Source organism: Novosphingobium sp. UBA1939, assembly GCF_002336885.1.
Lineage (GTDB): Bacteria > Pseudomonadota > Alphaproteobacteria > Sphingomonadales > Sphingomonadaceae > Novosphingobium.
Map to the genome: position 1 here is coordinate 25,786 of NZ_DDFB01000026.1, position 17,512 is coordinate 43,297.

The 17,512-nt window shown below is 64.5% G+C and carries 20 protein-coding genes and 1 pseudogene; 10 read left to right on the top strand and 11 right to left on the bottom strand.

Annotation, left to right across the window (positions count from 1 at the left end; genetic code table 11):
* Positions 1-166 precede the first annotated feature (166 nt).
* The 10 genes from B3547_RS04350 to B3547_RS04395 all read left to right on the top strand — a co-directional run bounded on the left by B3547_RS04350 (position 167) and on the right by B3547_RS04395 (position 6,064).
* Entirely contained in the window at positions 167-835 is a 669-nt protein-coding gene (locus B3547_RS04350) for a hypothetical protein (RefSeq protein WP_292960548.1), read from the top strand.
* A gap of 184 nt (positions 836-1,019) precedes the next feature.
* Positions 1,020-1,739, top strand: coding sequence for a DNA methyltransferase (locus B3547_RS04355; RefSeq protein WP_292960550.1), 720 nt, complete (start codon positions 1,020-1,022; stop codon positions 1,737-1,739).
* Entirely contained in the window at positions 1,736-2,350 is a 615-nt protein-coding gene (locus tag B3547_RS04360; RefSeq protein ID WP_292960552.1) for a hypothetical protein, read from the top strand. Before B3547_RS04355 ends, B3547_RS04360 begins: the two co-directional genes overlap by 4 nt.
* Before the next feature lie 43 nt (positions 2,351-2,393).
* Complete coding sequence (locus B3547_RS04365; RefSeq protein WP_292960554.1) at positions 2,394-2,621, top strand: DUF7681 family protein; 228 nt, start codon at positions 2,394-2,396, stop codon at positions 2,619-2,621.
* Positions 2,622-2,702: 81 nt separating this feature from the next.
* Entirely contained in the window at positions 2,703-2,939 is a 237-nt protein-coding gene (locus B3547_RS04370) for a DUF2312 domain-containing protein (RefSeq protein WP_292960557.1), read from the top strand.
* Positions 2,940-3,145: 206 nt separating this feature from the next.
* The gene (locus tag B3547_RS04375; protein ID WP_292960559.1) at positions 3,146-3,859 is read left to right on the top strand and encodes a DHHA1 domain-containing protein; all 714 of its coding nucleotides are present in this window, start codon (positions 3,146-3,148) and stop codon (positions 3,857-3,859) included.
* A 61-nt stretch (positions 3,860-3,920) separates the two neighbouring features.
* Complete coding sequence (locus B3547_RS04380; RefSeq protein WP_292960561.1) at positions 3,921-4,229, top strand: helix-turn-helix domain-containing protein; 309 nt, start codon at positions 3,921-3,923, stop codon at positions 4,227-4,229.
* Positions 4,219-5,403: a hypothetical protein gene (locus B3547_RS04385; RefSeq protein WP_292960563.1), complete on the top strand. Its 1,185-nt coding sequence runs from the start codon at positions 4,219-4,221 to the stop codon at positions 5,401-5,403. Before B3547_RS04380 ends, B3547_RS04385 begins: the two co-directional genes overlap by 11 nt.
* Positions 5,400-5,768: a hypothetical protein gene (locus B3547_RS04390; protein ID WP_292960565.1), complete on the top strand. Its 369-nt coding sequence runs from the start codon at positions 5,400-5,402 to the stop codon at positions 5,766-5,768. The genes B3547_RS04385 and B3547_RS04390 overlap by 4 nt, the downstream gene beginning before the upstream one ends.
* Before the next feature lie 5 nt (positions 5,769-5,773).
* Positions 5,774-6,064 carry a hypothetical protein gene (locus tag B3547_RS04395; protein ID WP_292960567.1) on the top strand — a complete coding sequence of 97 codons (291 nt, stop codon included), beginning with the start codon at positions 5,774-5,776 and terminating at the stop codon, positions 6,062-6,064.
* A gap of 218 nt (positions 6,065-6,282) precedes the next feature.
* Here B3547_RS04395 and B3547_RS04400 read toward each other — a convergent pair whose 3' ends face one another.
* The 11 genes and pseudogenes from B3547_RS04400 to B3547_RS04450 all read right to left on the bottom strand — a co-directional run.
* Positions 6,283-7,929, bottom strand: a complete 1,647-nt coding sequence (locus tag B3547_RS04400; protein WP_292960569.1) for a hypothetical protein — start codon at positions 7,927-7,929, stop codon at positions 6,283-6,285.
* Positions 7,929-8,177, bottom strand: a complete 249-nt coding sequence (locus tag B3547_RS04405; protein ID WP_414690491.1) for a spike base protein, RCAP_Rcc01079 family — start codon at positions 8,175-8,177, stop codon at positions 7,929-7,931. The genes B3547_RS04400 and B3547_RS04405 overlap by 1 nt, the downstream gene beginning before the upstream one ends.
* Before the next feature lie 16 nt (positions 8,178-8,193).
* Positions 8,194-8,406, bottom strand: a complete 213-nt coding sequence (locus B3547_RS04410) for a hypothetical protein (protein ID WP_292960573.1) — start codon at positions 8,404-8,406, stop codon at positions 8,194-8,196.
* Positions 8,407-8,522: 116 nt separating this feature from the next.
* Entirely contained in the window at positions 8,523-8,849 is a 327-nt protein-coding gene (locus tag B3547_RS04415; RefSeq protein ID WP_292960575.1) for a hypothetical protein, read from the bottom strand.
* The gene (locus B3547_RS04420; RefSeq protein WP_292960577.1) at positions 8,842-9,183 is read right to left on the bottom strand and encodes a hypothetical protein; all 342 of its coding nucleotides are present in this window, start codon (positions 9,181-9,183) and stop codon (positions 8,842-8,844) included. Before B3547_RS04420 ends, B3547_RS04415 begins: the two co-directional genes overlap by 8 nt.
* Positions 9,183-9,863: an N-acetylmuramidase domain-containing protein gene (locus B3547_RS04425; RefSeq protein WP_292960579.1), complete on the bottom strand. Its 681-nt coding sequence runs from the start codon at positions 9,861-9,863 to the stop codon at positions 9,183-9,185. Before B3547_RS04425 ends, B3547_RS04420 begins: the two co-directional genes overlap by 1 nt.
* Positions 9,860-10,057, bottom strand: a complete 198-nt coding sequence (locus tag B3547_RS04430; protein ID WP_292960582.1) for a hypothetical protein — start codon at positions 10,055-10,057, stop codon at positions 9,860-9,862. The genes B3547_RS04425 and B3547_RS04430 overlap by 4 nt, the downstream gene beginning before the upstream one ends.
* Entirely contained in the window at positions 10,054-10,239 is a 186-nt protein-coding gene (locus tag B3547_RS04435) for a hypothetical protein (RefSeq protein WP_292960584.1), read from the bottom strand. The genes B3547_RS04430 and B3547_RS04435 overlap by 4 nt, the downstream gene beginning before the upstream one ends.
* A 15-nt stretch (positions 10,240-10,254) precedes the next feature.
* The gene (locus tag B3547_RS04440) at positions 10,255-12,384 is read right to left on the bottom strand and encodes a hypothetical protein (protein WP_292960587.1); all 2,130 of its coding nucleotides are present in this window, start codon (positions 12,382-12,384) and stop codon (positions 10,255-10,257) included.
* Positions 12,385-12,546: 162 nt separating this feature from the next.
* On the bottom strand, positions 12,547-15,012 hold the full coding sequence (locus tag B3547_RS04445) for a hypothetical protein (RefSeq protein ID WP_292960590.1): 2,466 nt from the start codon (positions 15,010-15,012) through the stop codon (positions 12,547-12,549).
* Positions 15,009-17,512: pseudogene (locus tag B3547_RS04450) on the bottom strand (hypothetical protein); the annotation flags it as partial. The gene B3547_RS04445 and the pseudogene B3547_RS04450, both read right to left, overlap by 4 nt.

Here is a 17,512-nt window from a genome sequence, read left to right on the forward strand (position 1 = left end):
GCGTCACCCACGCCATGGGCGGATGCTTCGACTGCAACGGGACAGATGCCCTCTGGCACGCCCGCAACGCGGTGGCCTGCGCGGCAAATCACGCACGCGCCACCGGGCATCACACTTGGGCCGAACAGGTCATCTCGACCGTCTATAACCGGAAGGAGCTTCGGTCATGACCGCCCGCGTCCTGATCGGCTGCGAACGCTCCGGCGTCCTGCGGCGCGCGTTCCTGGCATTGGGCTTCGATGCATGGTCCTGCGATCTGGAAGCTGCCGACGATGGCAGCAACCGCCACATTCGCGGCGACCTGCGCGAACACCTCAACGATGGCTGGGATTTGCTCGCCGTCATGCATCCGCCCTGCACGATCCTGTGCAATTCGGGCGTGCGCTGGCTCTACATCGGCGGCAAGCGGGCGAATGGCCTTAATCCTGTCCGCTGGTCAGAACTGGAACAGGCCGCCGCGTTCTATCGAACGGTGCGCGATGAAGGCCGGATCACACGGCGCGTCATCGAAAACCCCGTGATGCACGAACACGCGCTGGAACTGACGCGGCGCGGCCCCACGCAATTTGTCCAGCCATGGTGGTTCGGAGATCCCCACTTCAAGGGGATCGGTCTGGAACTCATCAACCTGCCGCCCCTGCGGGAAACCAACCGGTTGACGCCACCCCGGCCGGGCACGGCCGAACACAAGGCATGGTCCGGCATCCACCGGCACACGGGCTGGGGCCGCAAGGGCAAGGAACGCGCGCGCAACCGATCGCAGACTTTCCCCGGCTTCGCCGCCGCGCTGGCTGATCAATACGGCAACTTGCTCGACGTGAGGGCCGCCGCATGAACCCCACATGGAAGCCCGCCGCCTGCGGCTGCGGCGCGCCACACCCCTCATTCAGTCGCGACGGCAGCGCCGGCCCGTGGCGCTGCTGGAAATGCCATGCCCTCGCCGTCGCCAGCGCACCCCGCGCGTGGCCCGAAGCGCCGTCAACGGCTCCCGTGGCCCCTTCCGCACAAGGTTCCCTGCTATGACCCGCACCGTCATCATCGGCCCGGAACACGCGCCCGTCGCCACGCTGATCCTTGGCGATGCCTATCAGGTCACGCCCACACTGGGATGGTTCGATGCCTTGTGCATGGACCCGCCCTACAAGTTCAACAACGAAGGCGGCGGCCACTGGCGAGAGGAACGCGGCGCGGCCGAACAGATGATGGAGGAAGGTCTGACCGAAGGGTTTGACCACACCATCATCAATTCGCTGCTCTGCGGCAGCGTCGTCGTGTTCTGCCACAACGATCAGCTGGCGGACCTGCTGCCCTATCTGCGTGGCAACTTTCACCGGCACGTCGTCTGCATGTGGATCAAGAGCAATCCCGCGCCCCACCGCAACAAGCACTACCTGGCCGATACCGAGCCTTACGTGCACGCGTGGAACCGCAGCTTTCACCCAGTGGGCGAGCATCACGATATGCACCGCTTCGTCCTTGCCACGTCCATGCCCCGCAAGGTGTTCGGTCATGCCACGGTCAAGCCGCTGTCCGTGATGGACAAGATCATGCGCAACCTTGCCGGGCAGACCGTGCTGGACCCGTTCATGGGCACGGGCAGCACCGGCATTTCCGCGATCCGCGCCGGCAAGCGCTTCACCGGCATCGAACACAACCCCGTCCACTTCGAGACCGCCTGCGCCCGCATCCGCGACGCCTGGGCGCAACTCGAAGCGGCCAGCAAGGAGAAGGTAGCGTGAATACGATTTTCGAACACAGGCAAGAGAACTTCATGTTCTCTCTGGCCGAAGGGGGCGACGGCGAAATTTTCGCCATAGTCGACAACAAGGGCCTGCGCATTCCGCTGCAGCAGGAAGAAACGATGCTTACGATCCTGTGCGCTAGAGCCATCAAGCGCCAGCAGCGCGCGCAGGAGGAACCGGAAACCGACGCGCAAGCGCAGGGCATGGATAGCGAACAGCAAAGCGTCCGGCCTGTGGGTAGGCATGTGACAAATCCGGAAACTGTGATGCGAGAAGCCATTGTGAGCGTTCTCGGACCGTGGGCGGAATCGCTCGGCACCGGATTGACTGCGCTGACGGAAGCCGTCTGCGCAGCCTATGGCCGGCACCAGACCGGCGAAGCCTATGGCATTCCCGCCTTCGAACCGGCGACCTGCGGAACCGGGCATCTGATTGCCGAACGCACGTTGCGCATTCTCGGCCGGGCCACCGTCTTGGAAGGCGCTCCAACCGCAGAGACGGCGGAAGCCATCGAAAGCCTCGTCGATCGCGCTGGCATCGCCTTTGCCCGCGAAGCCCTAGCCGCCGACACCAAGGTTCGGCGGTTTAACGACGACCTCCCCTTCTGAACCCGCGCGCGGCGGTTCCGCGCATCCAAATGCGAGTATCAATATGCCCGAAGTCGATAGCACGAGCGATCAGCGCACGGTCAACAACACCATGCGGCACGCTTATCGCGTCCTGACGGACGAGGAGAAGGCGGCAATGGCCTCGATCAAGGATCAGGGCCTTGCCTTCCATGACTATTTGGCCGGCCTTGGCAACAGTCGCGAACTCTCTCTGGCGAAGACCAAGATTGTGGAAGCCGTGATGTGGGCGGTCAAGCACATCACCGCCTGATTCCACGTCGGCAGAAAGCCCGACGGGTCGCGCCGGGGGCGGTCGCATCGGCCGCCCCCACAACCCACGAAAGGAAACACCATGGCGGAAGCCACAGACGATCGCCTACGCCTGCTGATCGAACGGATCGAGCGGCTCGAGGAAGAAAAGAAGGGCATCAGCGACGACATCAAGGATGTCTATAACGAGGGCAAGGCGGTCGGATACGACGCGGCCATGATGCGCCAGATCGTCAAGCTGCGGAAGATGAACCCGGCCGATCGGCGCGAAATGGAAATCATCCTCGATACCTACAAAGCCGCGCTGGGGCTGGAATGATGGAGCGCGCCATGGATTGGAAGCCTGATGTGTTCATCTATCACGCGCCCTGCGATGATGGATTTGGCGCCGCCTGGGCCGTGTGGAAGCGCTGGGGAGACAGCGTTGAGTTCGTTCCCACCAACTACGGCCATCGACCGCCGGAGGTGCTGGGCAAGCACGTCCTGATCGGCGATTTCAGTTACAAGGGAGAAGCACTGGAAACGGTGCTGCTGGGCGCGGCCTCAACCGTCATTCTCGATCATCATGTCACCGCGCAGGCGGACCTTGAGCAATTCAGGATAACGCTGCGGGATGACCTCTCCCTGTCCGTGCACATGGTGCCGGGCATGTTGCGCGATCTGTCCGCCATGGGCCGCCCTCCATGCGTCGCATTCTTCGATATGGATCAATCCGGCGCTGCCTTGACATGGCGCTTCTGCTTTCCGGATACGCCCACGCCATGGCTGATCCGGCTTGTCGAAGATCGCGACCTGTGGCGTTTCAATCTCGATCAGACCGAAGCGTTCAGCAGCTTGCTGCGGTCGCACGACTACGATTTCGAGACGTGGAACGATATCCATGAAGCGCTGGAAGATCAGGAAGGGCATGACATTCTGATGCTCGAAGCGCGGGGCATCCTGCGTTTTTATCAGCAGCAGGTGAAGAAGCAGGCGGCGTCCGCCTATTGGACAAGCATCGCCGGGCACGACGTTCCGACCGTCAATTGCTTCAACCAATTGTTCGCCAGCGATGTCGGCCATGCCTTGCTCGATGCCTTTCCCGCCGCGCCTTTTGTCGCGACATGGTCTGCCGTCGATGGCGCGATGGGTTTTTCGCTCCGCAGCCAGGATCATCGGCTTGACGTGTCGCAGATTGCGCGCCGCTTTGGCGGCGGCGGCCATCGCAACGCGGCAGGATTTACCCTCCCGCGACCTTGACCCCATCCCCACCACGGGCGCAGCTTCGCCGCTGCGCCCGCCGGCATAGGAGGCCGAACCTGTGACTGACCAATCCCCCGCCGCGCCGCGCCTGCTGTCCAGGCGCAACAACGATCGGCTGCGCAAGGCTCTGCGCACCTGCATCAACGCGATCGGCGTCGATGCCTTCGCCAGCACCTTTGGCATATCGCCCCGCAGCGTGGAGCGAATCATCAACGGCGAGCGGGATTGCTCGCTGGAACGGGCGCAACAGGTGGCGGATTTCATCGCGTCGTCGGCCGATGGTCTGCCGCCGCATGTGATCGATGCCGGCGCCACCATCGCCGCCGTTCTCGCCACCATCCCGCAGGGGAACCGCCATGGCGCGTGAAATCCCCTATCTCCACTGGCACCAGCAGAAGGACGGGACAGAGGTCGCGCACTGGAAGCCCTCCCCGGCCTTGCGCAAGGCCGGTTTTCAGAACGTCCGCTTGGGCACCCGCGCCGAATATCGGCAGGTGATCGAAAAGGCGCTCGACCAGAACGAGAAGGTGGAGGCATGGAAGCAGGGCGCGGCCACGCAACACCAGCTCCGCCACGTGCCCCGCATCTGGCGCTTCGCCGATCTGATCGAAGCCTATGAGGAAACCGACGAGTTCAAGGCGCTGAAAGAAAAGTCCCGCGCCGAATATCAGGTGCGGTTCCGCCAGCTCACCTATTGGGCCGATGAAGGCCGCTTGCCCGTCGCATCGATCGACAAGGCCATGGTCACGGATCTCAAGAAAGCCATGATGGAGGTCAGCGTGTTCCGCACCGCCGCCATCCTGCGCATTCTACGCCTGCTCATGCGCTGGTCGGTCTCGGAAAAGATCATCGGCGCCGATCCCACCGACAAGGTGGCCGTGCCCAGCGTGCCCAAGCGGCAAATCCTGTTCACCGAAGCCGAAGTGCAGGACGTGGAAGCGGCGGCCATGGGGCTGCAATTCCCCTCGCTGGCGCTGGCGTGGCAGCTTGGCCTGTGGACGTTCCAGCGCGAGGCCGACTTGCTGGCGCTCACCCGCATGAACTGGCGCACGATCGACAATTGCGATGCGGCCGATGCCGCCGTGCTGGCCAACAGCCGCGGCGAAGTGAAGGGCTTTCGTCTCCAGCAGCAGAAGACCGGAACATGGGTGGATTGCCCCGTGCCGCCGGAACTGCATGACCGGATCGAAGCCGCCTTCGCCGTAGCGGCGGCCCACAAGGGCCAGCATCTGCTCTATGACGATCGCGATCCCGCCCGCGCCTATCCCGATTACCTGTTCCAGCGCCGCGCCCGCCAGGCGATGACCGGCGCCGGCCAGGCCGGCAAGCGATTCCGAGACCTGCGCCGCTCCGGCATGTCCATGTTCCGCGATTTGGGCGTGGAAACCGCCGGCATCGTCACCATCAGCGGCCACCAGATCATCGGCAAGGCATCGATCCTTGACGATTACATGCCCGCCAACACCCGCGCCGCCTGCGCCGCCATGGCCAAGGCCCTGCGCACCCGCAAAGCGCGCGACGCCAGAAAGGAAGCACAGTGACCAAGCACCTTTGGGAAGTCGAACACGCTTACTACTGCGAAGGCCCGCTCGATCGTGGCTTTGGCAGCCACTACAAAAGCTGGGCCGATTTCATCGACGAGGAAGGTGAGAGCGATCCTTACTGGAACATGCTTTTCCGCTGGGACTGGCGGGAAGATGGCTGGGATCACGCAGGCCCATACAACGGCGATGACTACTACCGGAACGGCAACCTGCAACTGTTCTTCATGGGCCAGCGCAAGGGCATCTTCCGCGCCGTGAACGTATCGGTCTGCCGCGCCGACGAACCCGCCGTGATCGCCTACCTCAAGCCGCGCTGGGAACACATGCGCGAGCTATGGGCACCGTTGGTCGAGACCGAGTAAGACTTATGGGCATCAACATCATCATCGAGCGTCCAGAGGACTACGAGCGGCATTCCGATTGGAACTCGACCCGATATGCCGGAGACCGAGACTTTTTCAAACATTTCGGCGACCTGCTAACGGAAGAACGATTGCCGGATGGCTTTCCCTATGAGGATGATCGTATCTGGTATCGACCGGCGGATTTCGATGCCTTTCGCACCCGCGCCACGTCGGCTGAATGGCCCGAACGATGGTTGAAAGCCGCAGACATTCTGGAAGGCAATCCGGACTTCTGGTTTTACCTGTCCTACTGATTCGCGGCCGCCGTCGCAATTGCGACGGAAACCCCGTCGCAACGGGCTGCTGCGACGGGGCTTGACTGGCCAATTTCTGCGGTCTAGAGGCCGCCCTCCGTTGCCCGATCGTCTAATGGTAAGTTTCCGAACGATCCATATATTTCAACGATTTAGATGGCATTTTTGGTGCGATTTTCTCCATAATTTCCGAGTTCGTCGCATCAAAATTTTAGATGCTAGGCAGGTGCCGCCAGAATCGCATCGTGGATGCACTGTGCCATGTACGGGTAGCACGCGGGCAACTCGTGCTGCTGATCGTAGAAGTATGGTCCGATGCGGGCGTCCCCCGCGCCAAGCGACGTATCAAGGACATTGCTGCCCCACGCGCCGGGGATCGGCATACACAACGGAACTTCCGCCCGCCGCACCTTGCCTTCGTTCACACCACCCGTCTGTGCCCGGAAGTCCGAGAAAAAGTTGGACGAACGGAAGCGGCTGCGCAGTTGCGTCAATGCCGCGCTGTAGGTGCCCGATCCCGGCAGCGTGATCGATGCCAGGTACTCCATGCCCTTGGAGAGATAACTCGTCGCATCGGTATCGACGAGCGCTTGCAGGCGCGTGTAAATCTCATCGCCACGCGCGGTAGAGCCGGTCGCGGACACATAGCCCGATCCGGTGTCGCCCGCGTCGTTATAGAACGTCTCCAGTGCCACCACGTTGCGCCCGCCGAGCTTCCACCGCGATGTAAAGAAGCTGTTGTTGGCATAGTCGCGACGGTTGGACAGGCCCTTGTCCAGGTCCGTGCCGGTCGCGCCGGTATCGGCGAGTATCTTCGAACCACCGCGCGCCAACTGGACCACGCGCCAACTCGTCGGTAGGCAGTATGGCTTGCCCGGTTCGGTGAAGAACGTGCCGAAGTTGAGCGACGGCGAAAGGCTGGTGGAGGTAAGGCCGAAATCCGCGAACCGGCTGTCGCCCTCAATTACAAGCTGGTTCGAAATCGGGTCCAGCGCATAGGCCGCCATGATCGCCGCGATGTTCGCCTGAACCTGCGCCGTCGTCATCGTAGCGCGCTTCACGAACAGGCCGTAGAGATAGAATGAGCCATAGTTGGTGGATGTGTTCGGGGCCTGCGAATAGCGCCCGACCTCCGCGCCGTTGACGCTGGTCGTGCCGGTGTTGATCGTCGCCATGCCCGACACGTATTCGTCGTTCATGTGGATGTGCGCGGCGTTCGATGCGGCACCGGATACGGCCACGACTTGCAACCCGGTATGACAGATCATTTTGCCGATCGACACGCCCGAGGATTTCTCCGTGCCGGTCACCGTCGTGCCGTTCACGATGTATTTGCCGCCCATGCAGGGCATCGGGGGAAAGCTGTTCGCGGCGACGCCGTTGGACGCGGTATTGCCCAGCGAGTTCATGAAGGCGCGCAGGGTGTTCGGCGGCGTGTTGACGTTGCGTCCAAGGCTGAAAATGGACTGCGCGGCCGAGCCGTTCGGGTTGAGATAGCGCACGATGGCAATGACCGTGCAGGTGTTTCCGGTATAGCTCGCCAGCGTATCCGCAAGTTGCGCCGCCTGCGTACCCTCGAATAGCAGGCATTTGCGGCCCCAAGCATCGGTGACCAGCTTCGGCGCGCCGCCCGGTGGGACCGCGCCCGTGGAGATCGGCGTCATGTCCGCCAGGCCGTTCATGTCCGGAACCAGTGTTATGCGGTTGGAGCCGTCCACCGTGTTCGTGGTGAATGTCGGCTCGATGCGCACGTCCATGGCGTTCGGGATCGAATAGAGCGTGGTGCCCGGTGCCGGCGCCGGGCTTCCACCGGCCGGCCGGCGGGTCAAGAAGGCAAAGCCGGTGCCGAAGCCAAACCCAGGCATCAGACGAGACCGTGCAGGGTCGCCGTCGCTGCGGTGACTAATCGCGCTCGAATAGGCAGGATTTCGCCCGCCACCATGTTGATGGTTACCGGCACGGTGTCACCCGCAGCCTGCAACGTCACGGAACCGGCTGTATCCGCGCGGATCGCCTTGGGCAGAACGGCAAGTTCGTTCCCGCTCGGCACGATGGCGAACATGCGAAGCGCGGGCGTCATCGCTCCGTCTTCGCCAATATACGGTTGCGTCATGATGTTCTCCTGCGGTTCAAGGGATGGATTCAAGTTCGGACAGGCGCTCGTTGATCGTGTCGAGCCGGCTTTGCAGCGTCTCCGCCACGCCACCGGGAATCGCGCCGTTGATCGTGTCCGCCAGTTCCACGACGGCGCTCACCTGCCCGGCAACGTCGCGCTGCTGGGCGGCAACCGCCTGCGCCATGATGCGGTTGGTGCGGGCGGCGGAGGGTTTAGCGCGCGGCATGATCCTTGCCCCCGCACGCGGCATCCCACGCCGCGTTGTGCCCCAGCACCTCGTTGACGGTCGGATCGCTGTCGTACTTGTTGCCGGGATCGTCGATGCCGGCGGCCGGCGCTACTTCAAGGCTGATCCGGTTGAAGATCAGGCAGGAATCGCTTGCAGTTCGCGGGCGTTCTTGCTGACCGCAGGCACTGACCATAGCGAGCATCACTGGCAGGATCGCGAATCGCGTTGCGCGCCGCATTGGCTTTCTCCGTTCGTTGGATGGTTTCGTGCAGATCGTCCGCGCGCTGGATCGCCGCGCCGGCTTCCTGTTGCCCTTGGGCGAAGCGTTCCACGCTCCCCGCGCAGCGGCTTGCCATGGCCAGCACGAAGGCAACCAGGATCAGGATCAGAAGCCAGCGGGGCGCGCCGAACGCGGCCTTTGCGGAAAGCCATTCAGGCATTGTTTCGTCCTTCCGTGCTGGGCGGCGGGCTGTCCTCGCCACCATCGAAACCGACTTCCGCCGCGCCGATCCGCCCCCGGAAGCTGCGCCGGTTGATCGCCATGCCCAGGCCCACCAGCACTACCGCGATGGCGCCCACGGCAATCCACAACACCCATCGGATCGTGATGACGCGCTCGGCCTCGCTCGTGGTCGACCAATGCCCCGATGGCAGCAGAGCTGCGCACCCCCACCAAACGAACAGGGTCAGCACCGCCGCGCCCAGGATCGAACCGACCAGCGCCACGAAAGCGCGCCAGTCCTTTGGCGGCCAGACGTCCAGCAGCCGGCCCATCACGCCGCCATCCTTTGCGCCAGCTTCTCGTCATAGCGGTTCTTGCGATAGGCAGGGCCATTGTAGGCAGCGGCGAAGGCCCGGCATGAGGCCGGATTGCTGGACAGCGCGCGCAATTCGTCCTGCAACTGGAAGTGCTCGATGTAGCGCACCAGCATTTCCAGATGGTCGCCTTCGGACTGCGCGCAGGTCCACGCCATCGCGAAGGGGTTGGGATAGCCCAGCTCATCCCACCATTCCCCCATGATCTGGAAAGCGCCCCAGCTGCACGCCATGAACGCCGCATCGACGGCGCCGGTGGCGATCGCGTCGGAGAGCTTGTCCCAGCTGTCGTTGATGCCGTTGTTGTTGGCATCGGTGCTGTAGCCACCGGCAACCGACTGGCTGAACCATGTGGGCGAAAAGCGCCCGGCGGTGAACCGGTGGAACTTGTGCCGCTCGAACAGGATTTTGGGGCGGCCGGCGGGATCGAAGCCCTTTCCGGCCGCCTCCACCGCGCGCACGGCAGACAGTTGCAGCACGCTGCATCCCAAGCGCTGCGCCGCCGCCTGCATGTCGGACGGCGAGATCGCGTTGGCTTGCGTGTTCGCAAAGGCATCGAGCAACGCCAGCTTCGATCGCGTACCCCAGATACCATCTGCGCCCGTGCCCAGGCGCTGCTGCAATTGCGCGATATTCATGCCTTGCTGTCCTTTCCGTGACGCACGCGATCGATGAAGCGCAGCGCCCACCACGTCAGCGTCGCCAGCGCGATCAGGAAGGTCAGGATCGGGGTGAGGACTTCGGCCCAATGGGACAGCAGCACGATCAGCCCTGTGGCCGTTGCGCTGATGTCTCCTGCGTGCTTCAAGGCGGCGGCATGATCGTGCGTCATGACTGGGTAAGATCCTCTCCGGTGTTGCTGACCGGATTGCCCGCGTCACAGACTTCGACGATCGTGACGATTGCGCCGGGCGGCATTTGCTCACGCCACGCTTCCGCTTCTTCGATGGTCCCGCACTCTTCGCGCCCGATCGCGCGAAAATCGCTGTCTGTCGCTCGCACCAGATATGGCATCGTCCGATGTCCCCCCTATCGCGTCCCGAAGGTGATGCCGCCCACGGCCAGCCACGCCGTGGCCGGGCAAGCGGCCACCAGCACCACGTTGCCGCCGGGCTCGAAGCGCAGCGGCACCGGCGTGCCGGCATCGGTGAAGGCGAAGCGCACGATGCTGTCGCGCGGCCGCGCCTTTTGCGGCATCGTCCACAGGCGCGTGTTGATCGTGCGCGTGCCGGGCGCCAGCATGCCTTCCAGCGTCACCTGTCCAGCGGATTCGCGCTTGAACTCAAGGCCAAGAAACCCGGCATAGTTTGTCCAGCCATTGTCGTGCGAGGTCAGGAACTGCACGCCAGGCTTGTCCCAGCGCAGCCGTTCGTGGCGCGGAAACACATCGTCCATCCACGCGCCGATCCACATCGGCTGCGGCACGCCCAGCGTGTGCACGGCGGATCCGTCGCCAAAGGGATTGTCCATCCCGTGCGTCTTGCCGGCCAGCCACCCCACGTTGCCCGGCATCAGCGGATAGGGATCGAAGTAGTAGAGCCCGTGCTTCAGCGCGATCGCCGTTTCCACCGCGCGCGTCCGCTCGTAGAAGATGTTGGTGCGGTTGTGCAGCGGGTCATAGGTGTTGGTGGACCCGATCAGCATCAACGCGCAGTTCCAGCGCGAACAGTAAGGATCGGCACGCACGGCGGTGTACAGCGCGTCAAGATCGGCATAATAGGCGGCCAGCCCCGTATCCGGGTCATCCGCCTCGTCGCGGTTCTGGTTGGTGGAAAACGGCCCGAAGCTCATGACGTCCAACGATCCGCCGGCGGTATCCTGGGCGAACACCACGTCGCGCACTTGGAAGCCGCCAACCGAGCGCGTGGTGAAGTTCAGGTTCACGATGTTGCTCACGCCGTTGGCGTCCAGGCACGCCTTGATGAAGGCGCCCACCTCGTAATCGGTCCCGGCATAGGAACCGCCGTTGTCGGCCACCATCGTCCGGCTCGAAACCGTCTGCGATACCGAAACGGTATAGGTTCCTGCCCCGCCCCGCCCGGTGCCATAGGCCGTCACGCGCGTGTTCGCGGCAACGCCGGATCCGGTTATCAACGTGCCCACGTTGATCCGCACGTCAGTCGCGCTCGCGTCCGGTCCGGCCGAAACGGTCATCACCGTGCCCGCGATCGCGGCGGTGATGTTGGTCGATCCGGTCGCGGTCAGGCTGTTGCCATGGTGCACCCACGTCAGGTCCTGTGGCGCACCGCCCGCCGCGATCGCTTCGGCCGAAAGGCGCAGGCGCAGTAACAGGCGATACAGCGCGATGCGGTTGAAGCTCGATCGCAGCTCGTCGGCATAGGTCTGCAGCGTGTGTTGATGGAATCCGCCCGGCGCGGCCGAGGTCAGCAGCCGCCCCTTGCCACGGATACGACTGCCCAGCGGACTGTCCAGCGCGCCCGCCTGCACCGCGCCGCGCAGGCCGATGTCCGCCCCCGCCGCCCGCGCGATCGCCTTGGCCATGGCGGCCGTTTCGTCGCCGGCGCCCGTGGTGAACTCGGCGGCATCCACAAGGTCGCGCGCCTTGTCTTCGGCCGTGCGCGGCAAGGCGCCGTCGCCTGATTGCTGGAAGCCCGAAAGCGATAAACCATCGGGCTGCGCCATGTCTGCGCGAAGGTCCGAATCGTCGCCGCTTCCGGTAGCCACCACCGGATTTCCTGCCGCGTCGAAGGCAAGATACTTCCCCTTGCGATCGTCGATGTTGGGAAAGATGATCGCAATCTCGCCCATGGGAACGATAATCGCGCGGCCCATGTGGCGCTTTAGCTCCTGCGCCATCCGCACGGCATCATCCAGGCCGCCTTCCAGCGAGGTCGCCGGCAGGGGGCCATGCGTGGGAATCCGCCGCTGCTGCCAGAACGTCGTGTTGCGTTCCACATACCAGCGCTCGCCCGCATCCCAGGCGGCCAGCGGTGTGATCGTGCCCATCGCCAGGCGACCATCGCCGGCGATCGTATAATCCTCATCGCGGTGGAGCAGCACCGGATCGCCGCCATCGGCCGGCAGGTGCAGCACGGTCAGTTCGTCCACATCGACGAACACGATGTCCGTCAACGCCTGCGTGGCCATCGCCCCGCCGGGATGAAAGATCAGATCGCAGGCAGTCGCGGTAACGGTCACGGCCCATCCACCAGAACGCGCCGCACACGGAAGCCCGCGCTGCGGCCGGATGGATGGGGATCGGAAAAGGACCGGCTTGGGCAGCGTTCTACGCCGCCCGAATCGCGCGGTCAATCTCCCCGCATGACAAGCATGAAGGGTCAGTTTGCCAAATTGCGCAAGTTACAGGTCGGGCCGCGCCTTCTCCCCGCCGATGGCATTGCCAAGGTTCGGCGCGCGCATTGGCGCTCCCGCACCGGTCAACGCGCCCGGACCTGCCCAATAGGCAGTGTCTTGCTGATGCGCATAGTCCCGCGCACGGGCATAGGCATCGGCATAGTTCGGATCGCTCCATTCGTGGATCAGGTCGCCCAGCAGGCGCGAATAGCCCAGGCGCACATACCAGAGCGATAGGCCCGGCACTTCCGGCTCCACCGTCTTCACCAGGTCTTTCGCTACCGTCGTTTGCGTCTCGGGATCGCCATCAAGCGCCGCCTTCGCGTTGCCGATCGTCAGGCGTCCCACGTTTTCCAGCGTCTGCGCTGCCGGCCCCAGCAACGTCCGGCCAAGCCCGCCGCCGAAACGGTCGGTGCTGCTGCCGATCAGGTCGCCGAAGATGCCAAGCCCGCCACCCTGCAACAACGCCGCCGCCATGAACCGGCGGTTATCCATCTGCTGCGGGTCGCGTCCCTTGGCCAGTTCCTTGAGTTGCAACCCCAGCGCGCCCATGGTCGTTGTCAGGGCCAGCATCGTCAGGCCATAGCGCCATTTCGCACCGGTGCCCGGCAGTTCCATCATGCGCCGGCCGTAAAGGTTCAGCATCGAGATCGGGAAGCCTTTGAACAGGAACAGGCTGCGGCCCAGTTCGCCCACCCATGTTCCCCGTGGCAACGTCGAATTGATCAGCGCCCGCGTGCGCAGGTCCGGCGTCACCACGGCGTAATCCAGTTCGGTCTGGATCATGCGCAACAGGTCATCCGCCGCTTGCGGCCCCGCCGGCCCCTTGGCGATGTCCTCGGGAAAAAACCAGTCGGTGCCCCGTTCCGTCCGTGTCGGCGTCTGCCGCAACTTGTCCCAGCGCGCCGCATCGAATCCATACCGCTCCAGCATCCCGCGAAAGGCTGGATCGATGGCGCTCCAGTCATGCGTGCGCAGCTGCACGAGGTTGGCCAGCGTCTCGAGACCGAAGCCCATGCGCGCGGCTTCGGTGTGCAGCGATAGCCCACTGGCCCGCAACACGCCTTCGGCCAGGCGGCGGCTCACTTCATGGGTCAGTTCCTCGCCGGTATAGCGCCATTGCGCACCGGCCAGGTTCACCCATTCCTCGCTCACCAGGCCAAGCCGCGCCGCCATTTCCCGATCGCCCAGGTTCGCAGGGTTCATCAGCGAAAGGTAACGGCGCATGGTGCCCATCACGGGCAGGCCGTTGAAGCCGGCGGCATGAATCATCGTGCCATAGTCGGCCACGGCCGAAAGCGCCGCGCCTCCCAGCTTCGCCGCCGTCTGCTGGCTTCGCAGGATCGAAAAACCCAGCGCCAGCTTGCGACTTTCGGGCCGGTGTGACCCGCCCGAGAACTCGCCGTACAACCGCTCAAGTTGGCGGCGGCCGGCAAAGCCCTTGTCGATGGCCTTCTGATCCAGCGATTCCGCCGCGCTCTTTTCCAGCCAGTCGCCTTGAAAGCGCAGCGTCGATTCCGGGTTCGGTCCCATCCGCTCCATGGCCGCGATGTCGCGGCTCATGCGCTCCACATGCGCCAGCATCGCATCGAACGGCGTGGCCGATCCGCCGAAGCGCGCGGCATAGGCGCGCCATTCGTCCGGGCCGGCGAAGTGCAGCACGCGATGCTCGCTGTTGCGGTTCGCCACCGATCCGCCATGGATGCCGCCGGGTTCCTGCCGGCTCCACCCGTCCGTGGCGATGGCCTGCCACATATCCTGCATCAGCGTGTCCAGCGTATCGTCCGCCAGCGGCAGGCCAGTATCCCAATCGATCATCTTGGACCGGTCCAGCAACGGCACGGTGGCATCACGCCATGCCGGGTAACCGGCATCGCGGATGCGGCGCGCGTCATGCAGCTGCGGCAGCGCCCACCCTTCCAGCTTGGCGATGCGCCCACCCGCCGCGTTGAAGCGGCTGCGCAGCCATTCGGCCGTGCGCGTCCAGGCTTCGGCCAGTTCCTTGGCGTTCACGCTGCCGCTGTCCCGGCCATGCAGTTCGTCGACCAGATCGTTCAGGTCGGATTTCGCGCGCACTTCGCCGATCAGGTTGCGGCGATGCTTGGCCAGGATGCCGGACATCATGCCCATGGCCTGCCCGCGCACCGCGATGCGGTGCTTGTCCATCGCCACGATCTCATCCTGCGCGGCGCGCGGCAGGATCGCGCCCTTGGCGTCGCGGTGCGCGCCCATGCGCTCCAGCCAGTCCATCTGGCTTTTCGCCTGCAACAGCGTCACCCGCTTCTTTTGCAGGTGCGCGGCTTCCAGCGCTCGGATCGTGCGCTCGCTGGCTTCGCTGGCCGCCGCGCTCATGCCCATCGTGTGTTTCAGGGCATGGAACTGGCGATTGTACAGCTTCTCGGCCTCGGCCGCGCTGCCCTTGCTGATGCGACCATCCGCGATCAGGCCCGCGACGCAAACCGAAATCGTCATGCTTCACCTTTTGGCTTGGGATTCATGCAGCTTCTGATCGCGTCTAGATCGGCCGCGTCTTCGTCCAGGCTGGCGAGAAGGTCTTTCACGGATTTGGCGCTGCTGTCCGGGCCAAGGTCGAACTGCGGATTGTCCGCGGCATCGAACAGGCCAAGGCCCATCGTGCCGTCCTGCGCCTGCCCGCTGGCGTTCTCGCCACGCAACGGCGCTTCGGCGCGCAACTGCGCTTCCTGTTTCTGGCGGGCGGCGATGTTGGGATCGATCGCCGCGCGGGCGTCATGCTCAAGGCTATCCGCCTGCACGCGGCCCGCTTCGCCACCGGGATCGAGAAACAGCCCCGCTTCCTCGCGGGGCAGGTCTTCTAGCGGGATTCGTCCGCCTTCTTCACCGCTTCCAGCAGGAACAAAGCTGTCTTCGCTCGCCGCTGGGTCGTATCCGTCAGGCGGGTATCCTGCGTTGCGAAACGCATCTGCGCTATCTTGGCGTCGATATTCGGGATCGCCTTCATAAATGTCCTCATAGCGCTGATCGCCCGCTTCGTCCAATGCATCGTAGCGTTCGGCGTTGGCATAGTCGTTCACCGATCGGCGGAACGCTTCATCCGGCTCCATGCCGCTCTGTGCAAACCAGCGCAGGTTCGCGGCATAGGTAAGGAACTCTTCATCAAGCGCGTTCGGATCGATGCCGAAATGGCGCTCGGCCGCGTCCGCGATCTCGCGCATGTAGAAGTCCAGTTCTTCCGGATCGAGCGGGCGAACGCCGGATGCCGGAGAGGCATTAGACGGCATGGCCGCCGCCGCCTTGGCATCGCGCGCGCGCTGGGCATCTTCGGTAAAGCGGCGCTGCCCGTGCAGTTCGTTGGTCATCGCATCGATCAGCGATTGCGTGTCCAGCTCCTGCGGTGGGATATGCGCCAGTTCGGGGAAGTACCCTTCGTCCACCGCCGCGCGCAGCGTCGAATCCAGCCCGAAGTCACCCGCGCCGGAAATGCCGCCCGTGCTGGCCCGCGGATCGAAGGACCGGATCAGCTTGCGGCGGAACGGTCCCTCCCGGTGCCAGCGATCAAGACCGATGGCTTTCAGGTCGCCACCGGTATCGTTCACGCCGCCGCGCTGGGCGATCCATTCCAGCAAGGAAAGATCGCGCGTGATCTTCGGCGGCCGGCGCACGAACGCTCCGCTATCGCGCCGCTGGGAAAGACTGCCTTCGCGAACCAGCGTGGTCAGCCCTTCCCGCAAATCCTGCACCGGCACGCCAAGGTCTTTGGCCAGCACGTCCAGGTCTTTCAGGCTGCGCTGCCGATCGTCCACAATCTGCCGAAGCTGCGGCAGGATGGCCTGCACTTCCGCGCGCGGTTCGTCCGGGTTCGGCGCGCGCGGGGCCGGGGCGGCTTCCGCCAGGGTGGGCAGGTCGCTGGCGGTGCGCTCCACGGGCACCAGCCCTGCCTGCCCGTCCATGCCGGCGATCAGCGCTTCGGTATCCACGCCCTGCGCGCGCAACTCGGCATCGATGCGGGCGTTGTCCGCGCGCAACCGCGCCAGATCATCGTCAATCTGTGCGCGAATGCCGGCTTCGATGTCCACGTCGGGCCGCAGGTGCAGGCCGGCGCCATCGCTGCCGGCGCTGCCCATCTTCCGGTCTGCGAACCGGATGGCGTCACCTGCCTTGCGCCCGCGCAGGATCGATGCATTCGCCTCGATCGAAGCGTACGAGATCAGCCCTTCAAGCGGCGTATCCGGATGCGCGCGCAACACTTTCTCCGCATCGCCGGGGCCAAGGAAGTGCATGAGGTACAGATTGCCCTCGGTCACCGGTGCCCCGATGCGGCGCAAATGGGCGGCGCTGTCGGCGGTCATATCCGCCATCAGGATGTCCTGCAGGCGGCCATCGCTTCGCTTGGCGAGGATCTCGGCGCGCGTCAGGCCGGCGGTGCCAAAGCGGCGTTCGAAATAGGAAATCCATGTGCCCTTGGTGAACTGGTATCGGCCATAGGCGCTGCTGGTTCCCGCCGCCGCCGCGTCGTTTCCGCTGCTCTCGGCCGCGCGCACCTTGCCCATAAACCGGCTCTGCGCATCGCCGGCCACCGTGCCGCTGCCGATCGCGGTATCCCCACGGCCAAGGCCCGGCAGCGCTTCCCCGGCACGCGGGCGCACGAAAGCCGGCTTCTCGGCCGGTGTGTCGCTGATGATCCGCGCCATGGTCTGTGCCAACGCGTCCATGTGCGCCGCCGTGCCCGCGCCATTGCCAACGAACGGGTTGGCTGCATCGATCTGGCCTTCCCGGCGCAGAAGGCCCGCCGCGCCCACCTCCACCTGGCTCATGTTGCCTTTGCCGATCACCGCTTCGGATAGGTCGGCCAGCAGCACGTCCTGCCCCGCCGGGTCCAGCGTTGCCCGCGCTTCCCAGCGGGTGCGCAACCCATCCGGCAGCCGGTCCCAATTCGCGGCGATGGCCTTTTCCAGCCCCGCCCGCGAATCGCCCGCGCCGCCCAGCAGCGCGC